The organism is Streptomyces sp. NBC_01197, assembly GCF_036010505.1.
Taxonomy (GTDB): Bacteria; Actinomycetota; Actinomycetes; order Streptomycetales; family Streptomycetaceae; genus Streptomyces.
The window spans coordinates 4,730,517-4,747,489 of the sequence record NZ_CP108569.1 but is presented as its reverse complement, the minus strand read 5'-3'; the positions used below and the strand labels follow the sequence as shown (position 1 = coordinate 4,747,489).

Annotated in this window: 14 protein-coding genes; 8 read left to right on the top strand and 6 right to left on the bottom strand. The window is 70.5% G+C overall.

Going from position 1 to position 16,973, the window contains the following annotated elements; all coding sequences use genetic code 11:
• Positions 1-94 precede the first annotated feature (94 nt).
• On the bottom strand, positions 95-358 hold the full coding sequence (locus OG452_RS21770) for a WhiB family transcriptional regulator (RefSeq protein WP_164266780.1): 264 nt from the start codon (positions 356-358) through the stop codon (positions 95-97).
• Positions 359-1,009: 651 nt separating this feature from the next.
• Between OG452_RS21770 and OG452_RS21765 the strand changes: the two genes are divergently transcribed.
• The 3 genes from OG452_RS21765 (at position 1,010) to OG452_RS21755 (ending at position 3,960) form a co-directional block, all read left to right on the top strand.
• Positions 1,010-1,552 (top strand): cysteine dioxygenase, encoded by a 543-nt coding sequence (locus OG452_RS21765; protein WP_327297267.1) that lies wholly within the window; start codon positions 1,010-1,012, stop codon positions 1,550-1,552.
• A gap of 147 nt (positions 1,553-1,699) precedes the next feature.
• Positions 1,700-2,656: a 2-phospho-L-lactate transferase gene (gene cofD, locus OG452_RS21760; RefSeq protein ID WP_327297266.1), complete on the top strand. Its 957-nt coding sequence runs from the start codon at positions 1,700-1,702 to the stop codon at positions 2,654-2,656.
• Complete coding sequence (locus tag OG452_RS21755) at positions 2,653-3,960, top strand: coenzyme F420-0:L-glutamate ligase (RefSeq protein ID WP_327297265.1); 1,308 nt, start codon at positions 2,653-2,655, stop codon at positions 3,958-3,960. Before cofD ends, OG452_RS21755 begins: the two co-directional genes overlap by 4 nt.
• A gap of 24 nt (positions 3,961-3,984) precedes the next feature.
• Here OG452_RS21755 and OG452_RS21750 read toward each other — a convergent pair whose 3' ends face one another.
• The 3 genes from OG452_RS21750 to OG452_RS21740 all read right to left on the bottom strand — a co-directional run bounded on the left by OG452_RS21750 (position 3,985) and on the right by OG452_RS21740 (position 7,537).
• A complete protein-coding gene (locus OG452_RS21750; RefSeq protein ID WP_327297264.1) occupies positions 3,985-4,887 on the bottom strand; it encodes a DNA-3-methyladenine glycosylase family protein in 903 nt (300 codons plus the stop codon).
• Between the two features lie 10 nt (positions 4,888-4,897).
• The gene (locus tag OG452_RS21745; protein ID WP_327297263.1) at positions 4,898-5,980 is read right to left on the bottom strand and encodes an NDP-sugar synthase; all 1,083 of its coding nucleotides are present in this window, start codon (positions 5,978-5,980) and stop codon (positions 4,898-4,900) included.
• A gap of 129 nt (positions 5,981-6,109) precedes the next feature.
• Positions 6,110-7,537 (bottom strand): N-acetylmuramoyl-L-alanine amidase, encoded by a 1,428-nt coding sequence (locus tag OG452_RS21740; RefSeq protein WP_327297262.1) that lies wholly within the window; start codon positions 7,535-7,537, stop codon positions 6,110-6,112.
• Positions 7,538-7,686: 149 nt separating this feature from the next.
• Between OG452_RS21740 and OG452_RS21735 the strand changes: the two genes are divergently transcribed.
• The 4 genes from OG452_RS21735 to OG452_RS21720 all read left to right on the top strand — a co-directional run bounded on the left by OG452_RS21735 (position 7,687) and on the right by OG452_RS21720 (position 13,607).
• Positions 7,687-8,442: a TIGR03089 family protein gene (locus OG452_RS21735; RefSeq protein WP_327297261.1), complete on the top strand. Its 756-nt coding sequence runs from the start codon at positions 7,687-7,689 to the stop codon at positions 8,440-8,442.
• A gap of 179 nt (positions 8,443-8,621) precedes the next feature.
• Entirely contained in the window at positions 8,622-9,857 is a 1,236-nt protein-coding gene (locus OG452_RS21730; protein ID WP_327297260.1) for an LCP family protein, read from the top strand.
• A gap of 219 nt (positions 9,858-10,076) precedes the next feature.
• Positions 10,077-11,849 carry an LCP family protein gene (locus OG452_RS21725; RefSeq protein WP_327297259.1) on the top strand — a complete coding sequence of 591 codons (1,773 nt, stop codon included), beginning with the start codon at positions 10,077-10,079 and terminating at the stop codon, positions 11,847-11,849.
• 48 nt (positions 11,850-11,897) lie between these two features.
• Positions 11,898-13,607, top strand: a complete 1,710-nt coding sequence (locus OG452_RS21720; RefSeq protein WP_327297258.1) for an LCP family protein — start codon at positions 11,898-11,900, stop codon at positions 13,605-13,607.
• A gap of 82 nt (positions 13,608-13,689) precedes the next feature.
• Here the strand turns inward: OG452_RS21720 and OG452_RS21715 are convergent, their stop codons facing one another.
• Complete coding sequence (locus OG452_RS21715) at positions 13,690-14,712, bottom strand: glycosyltransferase family 2 protein (protein WP_327297257.1); 1,023 nt, start codon at positions 14,710-14,712, stop codon at positions 13,690-13,692.
• A gap of 97 nt (positions 14,713-14,809) precedes the next feature.
• Between OG452_RS21715 and OG452_RS21710 the strand changes: the two genes are divergently transcribed.
• Positions 14,810-16,276, top strand: coding sequence for an LCP family protein (locus tag OG452_RS21710; protein ID WP_442810165.1), 1,467 nt, complete (start codon positions 14,810-14,812; stop codon positions 16,274-16,276).
• Positions 16,277-16,340: 64 nt separating this feature from the next.
• Here OG452_RS21710 and OG452_RS21705 read toward each other — a convergent pair whose 3' ends face one another.
• Positions 16,341-16,865 carry an acyl-CoA thioesterase gene (locus tag OG452_RS21705; protein ID WP_327297255.1) on the bottom strand — a complete coding sequence of 175 codons (525 nt, stop codon included), beginning with the start codon at positions 16,863-16,865 and terminating at the stop codon, positions 16,341-16,343.
• Between the last annotated feature and the right edge of the window lie 108 nt (positions 16,866-16,973).

Here is a 16,973-nt window from a genome sequence, read left to right as displayed (position 1 = left end):
GGACGGACGGCGGACCGGATGTGGTGCGTGGGCCGGCGGCCGGTTGCCCGGCCGGGCGGCCCGGAGAGCGCGGCCGGCGCTCGTCGGCCTGCGGTCAGACAGCGGCCTTTTTCAGTCGTCGGCGCTCCCGCTCGGACAGACCGCCCCAGATACCGAACCGCTCGTCGTTGGCGAGGGCGTACTCAAGACACTCGGAGCGGACCTCGCAGGCGAGGCAGACCTTCTTGGCCTCGCGGGTGGAACCGCCCTTCTCGGGGAAGAAGGACTCCGGGTCGGTCTGGGCGCACAGCGCGCGCTCCTGCCAGCCGAATTCCTCATCCGCGTCCTCGACCAGCAGTTGCTGGAACAGCTCGGTCATGTGCGCCCCTTGTCCGTCTTTGCGTCCCCGTGTTGCTGTCGCTACCGATTTCGGCCGAACGACACGAGTGAAATTACAAGTGTGTGGATCCGGGCCAGTCAAGCCGAGATCTGCTATTGGGCCCCTTATTCACTCTGCGGAACCAAGGCTATGCGGAAAGTGTTCAAATCACTAAAAACCTGACACATGCCACTGGCCCATACCTGCGCCTTCCCGGTCCGCGAGGAGCAATGCCCTCTCGGACTGAGACTCTGCCGGGGCCGGTCCCGTTCGCACTCCGCCCGCCGAAGCGATCAAGATCACAGTCCGGTCACGAGATCCCTGCGGTGTTTGCGGCGGGGCTTGCTGCGCCACATCTCCGCGTCGGCTGGCGAACAAACCTCTCTCCGGACGGATTAACCGGATGAGGTGAAACATTACGGCCAAATCGGGCAGTGGGTTGACAGGGAGGCCGAGAGCCGCTCTCCTGGTTCCATGCCAGCGACCGCAGCGTTCTCCGTGACCCACGCCCGTGGGTTCCGCAGCGCTGTCCAGGCGTGCTGTTGCTGTTCCAGCTGTTGATGCCACCGAGCTCCAGCGTCTTCCCGCAGCCCTGACTGCATCTTTCTCTGCGACACCCCAGCAATTTCACTGCCGAGGAACCCCCGCACCATGAACAGCGACAGCGACCTGCAGATCGCCGGCGACATCCTCGCCGTCCAGCACCTTCTCCAGCCCGCCCGCGAGCACCCGGCCACGGTGGCCGAGTTCGCCGGACTCGCACGCTCCATCGCCGCGGACCGCGGCCAGTGGGCCCACCTCGTCGAGTACGACGCGGTCTCCCGCTGGTACCACCGGCTGCGCGCCGTTCCCCGGGCTCCCGGCTCCGACCGGGCGGGGGAGGTCCCGCTCGGATACGAGGTCTGGCTGCTCAGCTGGGTTCCGGGACAGGGCAGCGGGCCGCACGGCCACGGGCGTTCGTCCGGTGTGCTGACCGTCCTCGACGGCACGCTGACCGAGCGGACCGAACGCGGCGGGCGGTCACTGGCCGCGGGCGCTCAGCGCGTCTTCGCGCCCGGGTACGCCCACGAGGTCGTCAACGACTCGCTGGAAGCGGCCGTCAGCCTGCACATCTACTACCCGGGCCTGACCGAGATGCCGATGCACAGCCCGCAGTGCGCGGTCCCGGCCACCCAGGACGCCGTACCGGCCTGACAGTCCGGCCCCTCTCCCTCAGCTGCCGCCGGGCGGCGCCCCCACCCGGCCACCACCCCTCAACGGATCAGGCTCCGCCTGACAGTCCCACCCGTCGCCCGGCCACCACCCCTCAACGGATCAGGCTTCGCCTGACAGACTGTCTGTATGCGCATTGTGGTTCTGGCCGGCGGCATCGGTGGTGCCCGATTCCTGCGTGGCCTCAAGCAGGCCGCGCCTGACGCGGACATCACCGTCATCGGCAACACCGGTGACGACATCCATCTGTTCGGGCTGAAGGTCTGCCCCGATCTCGACACGGTGATGTACACCCTCGGCGGTGGCATCAACGAGGAGCAGGGCTGGGGGCGTACCGACGAGTCCTTCACCGTCAAGGACGAACTCGCCGCGTACGGCGTGGGACCCGAGTGGTTCGGGCTCGGCGACCGTGACTTCGCGACGCACATCGTCCGTACCCAGATGCTCGGCGCGGGCTATCCGCTGAGCGCCGTCACCGAGGCCCTGTGTGAGCGGTGGCAGCCGGGGGTGCGGCTCATCCCGATGTCGGACGACCGGATCGAGACGCATGTGGCCGTCGACATCGACGGCGAGCGCAAGGCCATTCACTTCCAGGAGTACTGGGTGCGGCTGCGTGCGTCCGTCGAGGCCGCGGCCGTCGTACCGGTCGGCGCCGACCAGGCGAAGCCCGCGCCGGGCGTCCTCGATGCCATCGCATCCGCCGACGTCGTGATCTTCCCGCCGTCGAATCCGGTGGTCTCCGTCGGCACCATCCTCGCCGTGCCCGGCATCCGCGAGGCCATCGCCGACGCGGGTGTGCCGGTCGTCGGACTCTCGCCCATCGTCGGGGACGCCCCCGTGCGCGGGATGGCCGACAAGGTCCTCGCCGCCGTCGGCGTCGATTCGACGGCGGCCGCGGTGGCCGAGCACTACGGTTCGGGTCTGCTGGACGGCTGGCTGGTCGACACCGTCGACGCCGCGTCCGTGGCCCGGGTCGAGGAGGCGGGGATCCGCTGCCGGGCCGTGCCGCTGATGATGACCGACCTGGGCGCCACCGCGGCGATGGCACGTGAGGCGCTCACCCTGGCCGAAGAGGTCAGGGCATGACGTCCTTCCGCGTCTGGGCCGTGCCCGGACTGCCGGAGGTACGCCAGGGCGACGACCTCGCCAAGCTGATCGCCACCGCGTCGCCCGACCTGGCGGACGGCGATGTCGTCCTCGTCACCTCCAAGATCGTCTCCAAGGCCGAGGGCCGGATCGTGCAGGCCGAGGACCGTGAGGCGGCGATCGACGCGGAGACGGTACGGGTGGTGGCGCGGCGCGGCACGCTCCGTATCGTCGAGAACCGGCAGGGCCTGGTGATGGCCGCCGCCGGGGTCGACGCCTCCAACACTCCTCCCGGAACAGTGCTGTTGCTCCCCGAGGACTCCGACAGTTCGGCGCGGGCGATCCGCGAGGGCCTGCGCGACGCGCTGGGCGTAGAGGTGGGCGTGCTCGTCACAGACACCTTCGGGCGCCCGTGGCGCAACGGCCTCACCGATGTGGCGATCGGGGCCGCCGGGGTGCGGGTCCTCGACGATCTGCGCGGCGGCACGGACGCGCACGGCAACCCCCTGAGCGCCACCGTCGTCGCCACCGCCGACGAACTGGCCGCCGCGGGCGACCTGGTGAAGGGCAAGGCCGCGGGCCTGCCGGTCGCGGTGGTCCGCGGTCTGCCGCACGTCGTCACGGCATCCGGTGCCGACGACGCTGCCGGGCGCGCCCGTGCCATGGTGCGCGTCGCCGCCGATGACATGTTCCGGCTCGGTACGTCCGAGGCGGTACGGGAAGCGGTCACCCAGCGGCGCACGATCCGCGACTTCACCGACGAGCCGGTGGACCCGGGCGCGGTGCGCCGGGCGGTCGCGGCGGCGGTCACCGCGCCGTCCCCGCACCACACGACGCCGTGGCGTTTCGTCCTGCTGGAGTCGGCGGCGGCGCGGACCCGGCTGCTGGACGCGATGCGGGACGCGTGGATCGCGGATCTGCGGCGCGACGGCAAGTCGGACGAGTCCATCGCCAAACGGGTGCGCCGCGGTGAAGTGCTGCGGCGGGCACCGTACTTGGCGGTGCCCTGCATGGTGCTCGACGGCTCACACACGTACGGGGACGCCCGGCGGGACGCGGCGGAGCGGGAGATGTTCTCCGTCGCGACCGGTGCGGGCGTGCAGAACTTCCTGGTGGCGCTGGCGGGTGAGCGGCTGGGGTCCGCCTGGGTCTCGTCCACGATGTTCTGCCGGGACGTGGTGCGGGAGGTGCTGGCGCTGCCCGCGGAGTGGGAGCCGATGGGGGCCGTGGCGGTCGGGCATCCGGCCGCGCCTGCGGTGGCGCGTCCCGAGCGCGCCGTGGAGGGGTTCATCACGGTGCGGTGAGGGTGCGGGGTGCGTGTGCGGGGTTTACAACCGCGCGATGTCCGTGCGCGGCATCTTCGGTGTGCGGCGCTGCGGTACCCGTCCCGTCAGCAGGATCAGCCGGACCGCGCGGTGGCGCTGGCCCGCGTACGGTTCCAGGAGTTCCAGCATCCCGTCGTCATCGACGCCCCGGCGCCCCGTCAGCGCGTAACCGACGATGCCCGGCAGGTGCAGGTCGCCGACCGTGACCGCGTCCGGTGCTCCGATGGCGCGCTGGAGCGTCTCCGCCGAGGTCCAGGGGCCGATGCCGGGAATCAGTTCCAGCCTGCGGGCCGCGTCGGCCGGTGCCATCGCCGTCGCCTCTTCCAGCCGGCGGGCCACCCGTACCGCGCGCAGGATCGTGGACGCGCGCTTGTTGTCGACACCCGCGCGGTGCCACTCCCAGGACGGGATGAGCGACCAGCCGCGCGGATCGGGCATGACGTACATGTGCTCGGGCGCGGGACCCGGCGCGGGTGTGCCGGACGCACGGAGCAGCCGGCGCCAGCCGCGGTACGCCTCGTCGGCCGTGACTTTCTGCTCCAGGATCGACGGGATCAGCGACTCCAGGACCAGGCCGGTGCGGCAGAGTCTGAGGTGGGGGCGGCGCCGGTGCGCGTCGGCGACCAGCCGGTGGCGCGGTACGAAGCCCGACGGGTCGTCCAGCTCGCCGAGCAGCCCGGGAAGGCCCGCGAGCAGCCAGTCGGCGCCGGGGCCCCAAGCCTCCGCCCCGTCCGCCGAGATCCGGAGTGTGCCCGGCCCCTCCGGCGTACGGCTGGCCCGCCACACCGCGCCGTCCGGCGTCGTCCGGTACGTGGGGTCCCAGGGACCACGGCGGAGTACCCCGAGGACCAGAGCGAGGTCGGCGGAGTGGGGGCCCGGGGCCCTGGCGATGAAACGTCCTGCCACCCCGTAGAGGCTACTGGTCCGACGAGAAACGCACGGCACCGTCCGGCAGCACGGCCCCGCACCAGATCCTTATCCCGGCGCGCAGCTCGTTGTCGGCGCCCACCCGTGCGCCGTCGCCGATCACCGCACCGGTCAGCACCGAGCGGGCCCCGATCCGGGCGCCGGCGCCGATCAGCGAGTCGGTGACCACCGCGCCCGGCTCGACGACCGCGTGGTCGAGGACCGTGCTGCCGTCGATCCTGGCGCCTTCGCCGACGACCGCGCCGGCACCGATGACCGTGCCGCCCGTCACCTTGGCGTCGGGGGCCACCGTGGCGCTTTCCAGGATCAGCCGGTCGCCGCAGAGGCCCGGGACTGCCGGGGACGGGGCGTGGCCGAGTACGAGGTCGGCCGAGCCGCGTACGAAGGCCTGCGGGGTGCCCAGGTCGAGCCAGTACGTGGAGTCGACCATGCCCTGCAGGTGGGCGCCCGAGCCGAGCAGGCCGGGGAAAGTCTCCCGTTCCACCGAGACCGGGCGCCCGGCCGGGATGGTGTCGATGACCGAGCGCGTGAAGACGTACGCGCCCGCGTTGATCTGGTCGGTGACGATCTCCTCGGGTGTCTGCGGCTTCTCCAGGAAGGCCGTCACCCGTCCGGTCACGTCCGTGGGGACGAGCCCGAAGGCGCGCGGGTCCTCCACCCGTGTGAGGTGGAGCGAGACGTCCGCGCCCGAGGTCCCGTGGGTGGTGACGAGTGCCTCGATGTCCAGGCCGGTGAGGATGTCGCCGTTGAAGATGAGGACCGGCTCGTCCGGCGCGGAGTGCAGGCGTTCCGCGACGTTACGGATGGCGCCGCCCGTACCCAGCGGTTCTTCCTCGGTGACGTACTCCAGGTGCAGGCCCAGCGCGGACCCGTCGCCGAAGTACGGCTCGAAGACCTCCGCGAGGTACGACGTGGCGAGCACGATGTGGTCGATCCCGGCGGCCCGCGCGCGGACGAGCTGGTGGGTGAGGAACGGGACTCCCGCCGCCGGGACCATCGGTTTGGGTGTGTTGACCGTGAGCGGCCGCAGCCGCGTGCCCTTGCCGCCGACCAGGAGAATCGCTTCTGTCACCTTGACGTCTCTGCTTCCTGCTGGGGCGGGCCTTGAACGGCTGGCCAGTGTATGCAGACGGGTGAAGCGCGGTTGCGGGCAGGCTGTACGGAGTTGCCGTCGCGGGCAGGCCGTACGGACTGCCGGGACTCAGCGGCCCTGGTCGCGGGCGGCCGCGCTGCGGATCGCGTCGAGCTTGGCGTAGAGGCGGTCTCCCGGGCACTCGGTGCTGAATCCGTCCCGGTGTCCGGAGATCACGTCCAGCGTCGCCTTGGTGCCCTCCGGGTAGCGGTTGCCGCCGCCGGACACCAAGGTGGTCTTCCCGGCCGGGTCGGCGCCGGTCAGCCCGAGCTTCCACGCCGTGAAACGGGAGAGCGCGGTGATGACGGCGGCGGGCGGTTCGGTCGAGGTGAAGGTGCCGAGGACGGCGACGCCGGTGCTGTCGGAGTTGAACCCGAGAGTGTGGGCGCCCATCACGGGCTTGGTGATCCCGCCCGCGCGGCCCTCGTAGATGGTGCCGCACTTGTCGATGACGAAGTTGTATCCGATGTCCCGCCAGCCGAGGCTCTTCACGTGGTAGCGGTAGATGCCCCGCAGCAGCGAGGGGGCCTCATCGCACGTGTAGTTGTTGCCCGTCGCGGTGTGGTGGACGAACGCGACCTTCACGGTGTCCGTGTAGCGGAAGGCGGACTCGCGGACGCTCTCGTCGGCGCCCCAGCCCTCACGGGTGACGATGCGCGGCCGGGGCGCGACGTAGGGGCCCGCCTTGGCACCCGTGGCCTCCAGCTCGGCCACGGTGGCGTCTTTGCTCAGGGCGGGCAGTTCGGTGGGGGCGGCGTGATCGCCGGACTGGGAGCCGGCGGTGTTCGGGCCGGCTGCCGTGGGGTCAGCCGCGGTGGGATCGGCCGCTGTCGGGTCGGTTGCCGTCGGCTCAGTCGCTGTGGGGTCGGCTGCCGTCGGGTCAGTTGCCGTCGGCTCAGTCGGCGTCGGCTTGGCCGCTGTGGGATCGGTTGCCGTCGGGTCGGCCGGTCGTGGGTGCGGGTCGGGGCCCGGGTCCACGAGGTCCAGCCGCAGCCCCTTCGGAAGCGGGGTGGCCGCGGCGCGGGTGGCACCGGTGGGCGCCTTGGCGTGTACACGGACCTGGACCGCGTCCGAGTTGCCCACCCAGAGCGGGGCGGTGGAACCGTGCACGGCCGAGGACTCGGCCTCCGCCGTGGCGGGGTCGGGCGCGTGGCCGTCGTTCCGGGCCTCGACCGACTGCCAGCCGGTCCAGGCCGTGGAGCCCACGCGGCGGGTCCGCAACTGGACGGTGCCGTTCAGGTGGGCGTTCTTGTCGTTCCAGACCACGCCGACCAGCGAGAACGGTTTGACCTTCTGCCTGGACAGAGCGGCGGCGGCCGAGTGGTCCGTGGAGCGGTCGGCGGAGGGGTTGAGCCGCAGCGACTGGGTGGAGCCGGGGAACGGCGTGGCCGGCGAATCGGCGCGGGGCGTGGTCGCGCCGGCCGGTCCGGCGGCCGGGAGGGCGAGCGCGGCGGCACATGCCACGGCAATCGAGGCGGAGAGTACAGAGGTAGTCATAGGAGCACGCATAGCAACGATTTGGACATACCCACCTGACTCTGTCCATCCCGCAACTGACGCCGCATCGGCTCGCCGGCGTGGCCGGCCGGCCGTGGAATCCGCGGAGGCAGCCGTCCCCGGCACCTCGCGCGACGTACGCTTCCCGCATGACTGCCAGCGACCACACCCCCGCCGACCTGCTGCGATCCGCACTCGCCCTGGAACCGGCGCGCCCTCTTGTCACGTTCTACGACGATGCGACCGGCGAGCGCGTCGAACTTTCCGTGGCGACCTTCGCCAATTGGGTGGCCAAGACCGCGAATCTGCTCCAGGGCGAGCTGTCGGCGGAACCGGGCGACCGGCTCGCTCTGCTGCTCCCAGCGCACTGGCAGAGCGCCGTATGGCTGCTCGCCTGTTCGTCGGTGGGCGTGCTCGCCGACATCGGCGGCGACCCGGCCAAGGCGGACCTGGTGGTCAGCGGCCCCGACACCCTGGAGCAGGCGCGCGCCTGCGGCGGGGAGCGGGTGGCGCTGGCGCTGCGCCCGCTCGGCGGCCGCTTCCCGCAGCCGCCGGCCGGGTTCGCCGACTACGCGGTCGAGGTCCCCAGCCAGGGCGACCGCTTCGCGCCGTACGCCCCGGTCGACCCGGCCGCACCCGCGCTCGCGGTCGGCGGAACCGAGCTGTCCGGCGCGCAGGTGGTGGAGCGGGCCATGCACGACGCGGCGGGTGTCGGACTCGCCCCGGGGGCACGGCTGCTGTCGGGGCGGCCGTACGACAGCTGGGACGGTCTCTCGACCGGTCTCTACGCCCCGCTCGCGGCGGGCGCCTCGGTGGTGCTGTGCCGCAACCTCGGGCAGCTGTCCGACGGCGGCCTCGAAAAGCGCGTCGAGAGCGAGCGGGTCACGCACTCCGTCGTGCACTGAAGCGAGCGGGCGCCAGGCTCGCCGACCCTGACGGGCCACCCGTCTGGCCCACCCCTGGACGAGCCCCCGGGAACCGGCGCGGTCTCCGGTACATGATCAGGAGAGAGCACAACCCCGCGCGCGGTTCAGCCGTCCGTCCGGTCGATCGGCGGCCCAGCGCGTCGCCGACTCCGTGAAGGATGGACGCAGACGTGACCGACAGTGCTGGTACGCCCGACGACGAGCCGCAGACGGACGGCCAGGACACGGATCCGTCGAACGCCGCCCCCGAGCCGCCGAAGCGGCGCAAGCGGCACTGGATGCGCTGGGCCGCCATCGGTGTCTCGTTCGTCGTGCTCGTCGCCGCGGGCGCCGGCTGGTGGTTCTACAACAAGCTCGACCACAACATCAAGACGGACAACACCACGACCGCGGAGCTGCGCGCGTACGAGAAGGAGCGCCCCACGCCCGCCGCGGCCGGCGCCGAGAACATCCTGCTCATCGGGTCCGACTCGCGCTCGGGCGACAACAAGAAGTACGGCAGGGACGAGGGGTCACAGCGTTCCGACACCACGATCCTGCTGCATCTCGCCGCGGACAAGAAGAGCGCGACGGCGGTGTCCCTGCCGCGCGACCTGATGTCGCACGTGCCGAGCTGCGTCAAGGCGGACAAGACCCGTACGCAGAAGCAGTTCGTGCAGTTCAACTGGGCGTACGAGTTCGGCGGCACCGCCTGCACCGTCCGCACCGTGGAGAACATGACCGGGATCCGGATCGACCACTACATGGTGGTCGACTTCAACGGTTTCAAGGGCATGGTCGACGCGGTCAACGGCGTCGAGGTCTGCCTCAAGAAGCCGGTGGACGACAAGGACGCCCATCTCAAGCTGCCCGCGGGCCGCCAGACGCTCAACGGGGAGCAGGCGCTCGGATACGTACGCCTCCGGCACTCCATCGGCAACGGCAGCGACACCGAACGCATGCAGCGCCAGCAGGAGTTCCTCGGTTCGCTGGTGAAGAAGGTGCAGAGCAACGGGGTCCTGCTGAACCCGGCGCGGCTCTACCCGGTGCTGGACGCGGCGACCAAGTCGGTGACCACGGACCCCGGTCTGGACACGCTCAGGGACCTGTACGACCTGACGCGGCGGATGCGCGACATCCCCACCCACCGGGTCCAGTTCCTGACGGTGCCTCGTGAGCCGTACACCGCCGACCGCGACCGCGACCAGCTCGTGCAGCCGGACGCGGACCGGCTCTTCAAGCGGCTCCGCGATGACGCCCCGGTCACCGTGACCAAGGGCGGCACCGGCACCTCGGCGGCCCCGGGCACGGAGAGCACCCGAGGCACCGCGGACGCCGGCGGGCAGGGCAAATCATCACCTTCTCCGCAGGCCACTTTCCCGGGCACGAATGCGGCCGCCGCGGCCTGCGGGTAAACAATTCTCAAACCCGTATCCGCAGGGCATGTGGATTGGGTGGTATGCCCAGTTGTAAGCGCCAAGGAATATGTCCCGGACGTCGCTGGACATTGATCCGGGCAGATAGTGTGACGCGATCCGGTGCGTCCGGCCATGTGGTCGCGCACTGCAGGACGAAAGACCGAGCGCCCGGGGGGAGGGCGCCTCGCGTGGCACCGACGGAGGACACAGGCAACCGTGGACGCGCATAGCCGTGGCCGGGACGATATCGACCCCGCAGACCAGTGGGTGCTCAACCCGGAAACCGGCAATTACGAACTGCGACTGAACCCTTCCGGACCGCAGTCGGGGGGCAGGACGGCTTCCAGTTCCGAGTCCGCTTCCGGCCGCACACGGCGCAGGGATTCGCTGCCGGAGCAGTCCTCCCGCAGGCGTTCGCAGCAGCAGTCGCCGCCGCAGTCGCCGCGCCGCGACGTGCCCGGACAGCGCAGCCGCCGGGCGGGGAGCGGCCAGGACGGCCGTCCCGGGAGCGGGCCGCAGACGGCGGCCGGCCGCCGGAAGCGCAAGCAGCAGAAGTCGCGCAGGAAAAAGGCGCTGATGTGGACCGGCGGTGTGACGGCCTTCGTCCTCATCGGCGGCTCGGTCGCCACGTATCTGCTCTACGAGCACTTCAACAACAACATCAACAAGATCGATGTGGTCGGCGGTACTTCGGGCTCCACCAAGGACCGGGCCGTCAACATCCTGCTGATCGGTACGGACAAGCGCACCGGCAAGGGCAACGAGGGTTACGGCGACAAGGGGAGCGTCGGCCACGCCGACACGAACATCCTCTTCCATGTCTCCAAGGACCGGACGAACGCGACCGCGCTCTCCATCCCCCGCGACCTGATCACCGACATCCCGGACTGCCAGACCAAGCAGCCCGACGGGTCGATGAAGACCATCCCCGGTACGCAGCAGGTCCGCTTCAACACCAGCCTGGGCCAGGACGACCGCGACCCCGGCTGCACCATGAAGACGGTCAAGGCCATAACCGGCCTGACGGTCGATCACTTCATGATGGCCGACTTCAACGCCATCAAGACGCTCAGCACCGCGGTGGGCGGCGTCGATGTCTGTGTGGCGCACCCCGTGGACGACAAGGAGTCGCATCTCAAGCTCCCGGCGGGGAAGTCCAAGGTCGAGGGCGAGCAGGCGCTGGCCTTCGTCAGGACCCGGCACAGCTTCGGCAACCAGGGCGACCTGGACCGCATCAAGGTGCAGCAGCAGTTCCTGGCCTCGCTGATACGCAAGATGACGTCGGGCGACACGCTCACCAGCCCCACCAAGCTCTACGACCTGGCGAACGCGGCGACCAAGGCGCTCACCGTCGACAGCGGCATCGGGAGCATCGACCACCTCAAGAGCCTCGCGATGGACCTGAAGTCGGTGAACCCGAAGAACGTCACGTTCACCACGCTGCCGGTCCTGGACAACCCGGCGGAGAAGGTCCACGCCACCGTGGTCGTGAACCACGCCCAGGCGGACCCGCTGTTCTCGATGATGCGCGACGACGTCTCGCTCACCGAGGTCAAGAAGAAGAAGGACGCGGCCGCGAGCAAGCAGGAGGCGCTCCTCAAGGGGAAGCAGGCCAACGCCTCCGACGTCCGGGTCAAGGTACTCAACGGCGGGGCCCAGCCGGGATCGGCGCAGACCACGCTGACCTGGCTGCAGAACACCGAGGGCGTACTGAAGTCGGAGAACGGCGGCAACTACAAGCCGGATCTGACCAAGACGACCCTCAGCTACGCGCCGAACCAGGCGGATCAGGCCCGCAAGCTCGCCGACATCATGGGCCTGCCCGCGGCGGCGCTCAAGCCGGGCACGAAGGACTCCGTCGGGCTCACCCCGATGACGCTCGTCCTGGGGGCGGACTTCAAGGCCGCCGGCACGCCGATCACGGCGCCGGCGAAGCCGCCGGCCGACATACAGAAGGTCGAAGCCGACAAGAGCGTGTGCGCCAAGTGACGCCAGGTCACCGGGCCATACGAATACCTGAGTAGCAGGGGGGACCTGGTGGGAAAGAGCAGCACGCGGGGGGAGGGGACGCGGCCTCGCAGTCGGGGCGCGAGCCAACTCGGCCAAGACGGCGCCCTGCACGGGCAGGGCGCCCCGAGACCTGGGCCCGACGGCCCGACGGGCGGCGGCCCGACGGGCGGCGGCCCGACGGGCGGCGGCCCGACGGGCGGTGGCGGAAGCCACCGACAACGGACGTCGCGGCGGCGCGCGCGGCGTGGGAAGCGCCGAATACTCCGCTGGGTGGCGGGCGCCGCGGCACTGCTGATCATCGGCACCGCGGGCGCGGGATATCTCTACTACCGCCACCTGAACGCGAATCTGCAGAAGAGCGCCCTCAACCTCGGCGACCATGAGGCCCCGAAGGCGAAGGCCAACGCGGCGGGCCAGACCCCGCTGAACATCCTCATGATCGGCTCGGACGCGCGGGACTCCAAGGAGAACCAGAAGCTCGGCGGCGCCAAGAACACCTTCGGCGCCGCTCCCCTGGCGGATGTGCAGATGCTGGTGCACGTCTCGGCCGACCGCAGCAACATGTCGGTCGTCAGCCTGCCGCGGGACACCGTGCTGAAGATCCCCAAGTGCACGGCTGAGGACGGCAAGACCTATCCGGCGACGGGCTGGACCCTGGCCAACGAGTCTCTCGGACGCGGCGGCCCCGGCTGCACCGTGGCCACCTGGGAATCCCTCACCGGCATCCACATCGACCACTTCATGAAGATCGATTTCGCCGGTGTGGTCTCCATGGCCGATGCGGTCGGCGGGGTGCCGGTCTGTGTGGACGCCAATGTTTACTCGCACACCCACGACGGCCACGGTTCGGGGCTCAAGCTGAAGAAGGGCACCACGTCGGTCAAGGGGCAGCAGGCGCTCCAGTGGCTGCGGACGCGGTACGGATTCTGGCCGGACACCGACGTCGTACGGACCAAGGCCCAGCACGAGTACATGAATTCGATGGTCCGCCAGCTGCGTGAGGGCACCAAGCTCACCGACCCCGGCAAGCTCATGGACCTCGCGAACACGGCCACCCATGCGCTCAAGGTCGATACCGGGATCGAGACGGTCAAGAACCTGTACGACCTGGCCGGGGAGTTCCAGAAGGTCCCGACGTCCCGGATCACCATGACGACCATGCCGAATGTGAACTCCGTACGGCCCGGGTTCGAGGAGAAGGTGGACCCGAAAGCGGGCGACGCGGACCAGCTGTTCGCGATGATCAGGGACGACACCCCGCTGGACGGCAAGGGGGCCAAGAAGAAGCCCGCCGAGAAGGTCTCCGACGATCCTGCGGCGCCCAAGGGCGAGATCGGCATCACCGTGCGGAACGGCACGGGGGGCGACGGCGGGCTGCCGTCGAAGGGCCGGGCCGGTTCGGTCGCGGCGCTGCTGACCGGGCAGGGCTTCGCACGCGCCGTGGCCGACCAGTCGCTGGACCCGCAGAAGAAGACCGAGGTGCTCTTCCCCAGCGCCGATCTGGAGGGCGACGCCCAGTCGGTGGCGAAGGCCATGGGCGTGCCGCTGAAGTCCGTGACGAAGTCCACCCAGGTCACCGGGGTCACGGTGATCGTCGGAAGCGACTGGCGTACGGGCGAGGTCTACCCCAAGTCCGCGGGGGACGACGGGAAGACACCGGACTCCGCCAACGCACTGCACGGGGACGACAAGTCGGCGTGCATGCATGTGGACCCGGCGTACACCTGGACCTCGTAACCCGGGTCCGTAAGCCGGAGCACAGCACGGGAAAGGGCCGGCCTGCCGCCTCACGGCGGGCGGGCCGGCCCTTTCTCCACGCTCAGACGGCGGTGCGGACCGCCGGGCGGCGGCTGGCGATGACCTTGCGGGCCAGCGCGCGCGGGCTGGTCAGGAAGCCGAAGCCCCAGCACATGTGCATGGTGGCCAGGGCCACCGGGATCCGCACCCGCGCCTTCGGCGAGAGCCCCTTGCCGGCCGGCAGCGAGCCCGCCACGATGGCCGCGACATAGCCGGCCGGCACCAGGAAGGCCCACGGGGTGACGGCCGCACCGACCACGATGCCCGCCGCGATCGCGCAGACCGCGGCCGGCGGGGCGAGGTAGCGGAGGTTGATCGAGCCCTCGTGGTAGCGGGCGACGACATGGCGCCAGCGGCCGTAGTCCTTGTACTGCTTGGCGAGCGCCCGGACCGAGGGGCGCGGGCGGTACTGGACGCGCAGCTCGGGCGAGAACCAGATCAGGCCGCCGGCCTCGCGGATCCGGAAGTTCAGCTCCCAGTCCTGGGCGCGGATGAACTCCTCGTTGTACCCGCCCTGCTGCTCCAGCGCCTCGCGCCGGAAGACACCCAGGTAGACGGTCTCGGCGGGGGCCGCCTTGCCGCCGGTGTGGAACGCCGCGTTGCCGACGCCGATCTTGGAGGTCATCGCGGCGGCGACCGCGTCCTCCCAGGCGTTCTCACCTTCGGCGTGCATGATCCCGCCGACGTTCATCGCGCCGGTCTCCTCCAGGAGGCGGACCGCGGTGGCGATGTAGTTCGGCGAGAGCATTCCGTGGCCGTCCACCCGCACCACGACGGGATGGCTCGACGCCTTGATGGCTGCGTTGAGCGCGGCGGGCGTACGGCCGGTCGGATTGGCGACGGTGTGGACCCGGGGGTCCTCCCGTACCAGCTCGGCGGCGATCTCCTCGGTGCGGTCGGACGACGGGCCGATGGCGATCACCACCTCCATCTCGCCGTCGTACTCCTGCTCCAGGATGTGGCGGACCGAGTTGCGCAGATGCCTCTCCTCGTTGAGGACCGGCATGATCACAGAAACAGCGGGCGTGGCGGGCGTGGCGTCCATAGGAAGGTCACGTTACCGCGAACGAGGGACACCGGGCGCGGCGGCCGGGTGGCCTGCCCGGGATGTTGATCACAGCGGCTTACCGTGGTCGCTTCCCCTGCCCGCCCCCCGCGGAGGTGTCCCAGTTTCCCCCGTGCCCCCACCCCGCCGCCGCAGGCCGCCGCCGCGCCGCCCGCCCCGCCCTCGCTGGGGTATGCGCATCACCACCACCCTGTCCGTCCTGGTGCTGGGCGCCGGCGGGATCGGTCACGCGCTCATCGGCGAGCTGGACGGCATCGGCCGTATCGACCCGTTCAAGGACATGAAGGACCGTCCCGCGCCGGGCCGCGGTATGAACGTGCTCCTCGTCGGCACCGACGGCCGCGACAAGATCACGCCGGCGGAGAAGAAGAAGTACCACCTGGGCGGAGCCCCCTGTCACTGCACCGACACGGTCATGCTCGTCCACGTCTCGGCGGACCGCTCCCGGGTGAGCGTGGTGAGCCTGCCGCGGGACAGCTACGCGGTGGTACCCGCGCGCACCGACCCCGCCTCCGGGAGGCGCTACCCCGCCCACCCGCTCCGGCTCAACGCGGCGTACGCCCAGGGCGGCCCCCAGCTCACAGTGCAGACCGTGGAGAAGATGACCGGCGTCCAGATCAACCACTATCTGGAGGTCGACTTCACCAGCTTCATGAAGACGGTGGATGTGCTCGGCGGCGTCGACATCTGCTCCGCCCGCCCGCTGAAGGACTCCTACACCGGGCTCGACCTGCCGGTGGGGACCAGCAGGCTCAACGGTGGCCAGGCGCTGCAGTACGTACGCTCCCGCCACCTCGACGCGGCGTCCGACCTGGGCCGGATGCAGCGCCAGCAGCGCTTCATGGCCTCCCTCATCGCCAAGACGACCAGCAGCGGCGTCCTGCTGAACCCGGTCAAGTTCCGCGATGTCGCGTCCACGATCTTCGGCTCGGTCCGGGCGGACAAGGGCTTCGGCCCGGACGAGATGCTCTCCATCGGGCAGGCGATGCGGGGCTTCGAGCCGGCGTCGTCGGAGTTCACCTCCGTACCCATCGGGCAGATGAACTACCAGGTCAAGGGCATCGGCTCGACGGTGAAGTGGGACCCGGTCAAGGCGGGGAAGCTCTTCAGGGAGATCCGCGCGGACGTGCCGATCGCCGTTCACCGGTCGGCGGCGCCGAAGGCGCGGAAGGTCGACGTGCCGCCCAACCAGATCAGGGTGCAGGTGTCCAACGGCACATCGACCACCGGCCTGGCCGCCCGCGCCGACAAGAGCCTGCGCTCCACCGGCTTCCTCTCGTCGGTCGCGGCCACGGTCCCGGGCGGGCCGGTGACCTCGGACAGCAAGCGCACGGTCATCGAGTACGACCCGCGCTGGAACCGGTCGGTGCGCTCGCTGGCGGCGGCGCTGCCGCACGCGGAGCTGCGTCCGGTGACGGGGATCGGCTCCACGCTGAAGGTGACGCTCGGGTCGGACTTCACCACGGTGACACCGGTCCGGGCGGACGAGCCGGATCCGGGCAGGTTCGCGGCGGTCACGGGCGACCAGGTGGTCTGCAAGTAAGGGGTTGCGAGTAAGGGTCCGCGAGTCGGCCGGCGGTCCCGGGGCGCGTGTCCGTCCCGCTCGCTCAGTCGTCGATGCCGTCGGCCAGGTGCCGCTCCCGCAGCTCCTTGATCGCGCGGCGCCGGGCCAGCCGGTGCGTGCGGCGGATCTGCGCCTCCTGGTAGCGCCGCTTGTCGCGCTCGCTGCCGGGGACCACCGGCGGTACGGCCCGGGGCTTGCCGTCCGCGTCGACCGCGGCGAAGACCAGATAGGCGCTGCCGACCTGCTGGGCCGGGGACGACTCGTTCCACCGCTCGGCCAGGACCCGTACGCCGACCTCCATCGACGACCGGCCGGTCCAGTTCACCTGAGCCTTCACATGGACCAGGTCACCGACGCGGACCGGCTCCAGGAAGACCATCTCGTCCATCGACGCGGTGACCGCGGGCCCGCCGGAGTGCCGGCCGGCCACGGCGCCGGCCGCGTCGTCCACCAGTTTCATGATCACGCCACCGTGCACGGTACCGAGGAGGTTGGTGTCATTGCCCGTCATGATGTGACTCAGGGTGGTTCGTGAGGCCGAGGTGGGCTTGCCCGGAAGATCTGTCATACGTGCCAGCTTAGGCCGGGCCCGCAGCCCGGCACTTTGCATCAGCTCTGCAACAGCACAGCCCCGATTCCACACCCGCCCTGTAATACATACGCACTGTGACGGCAC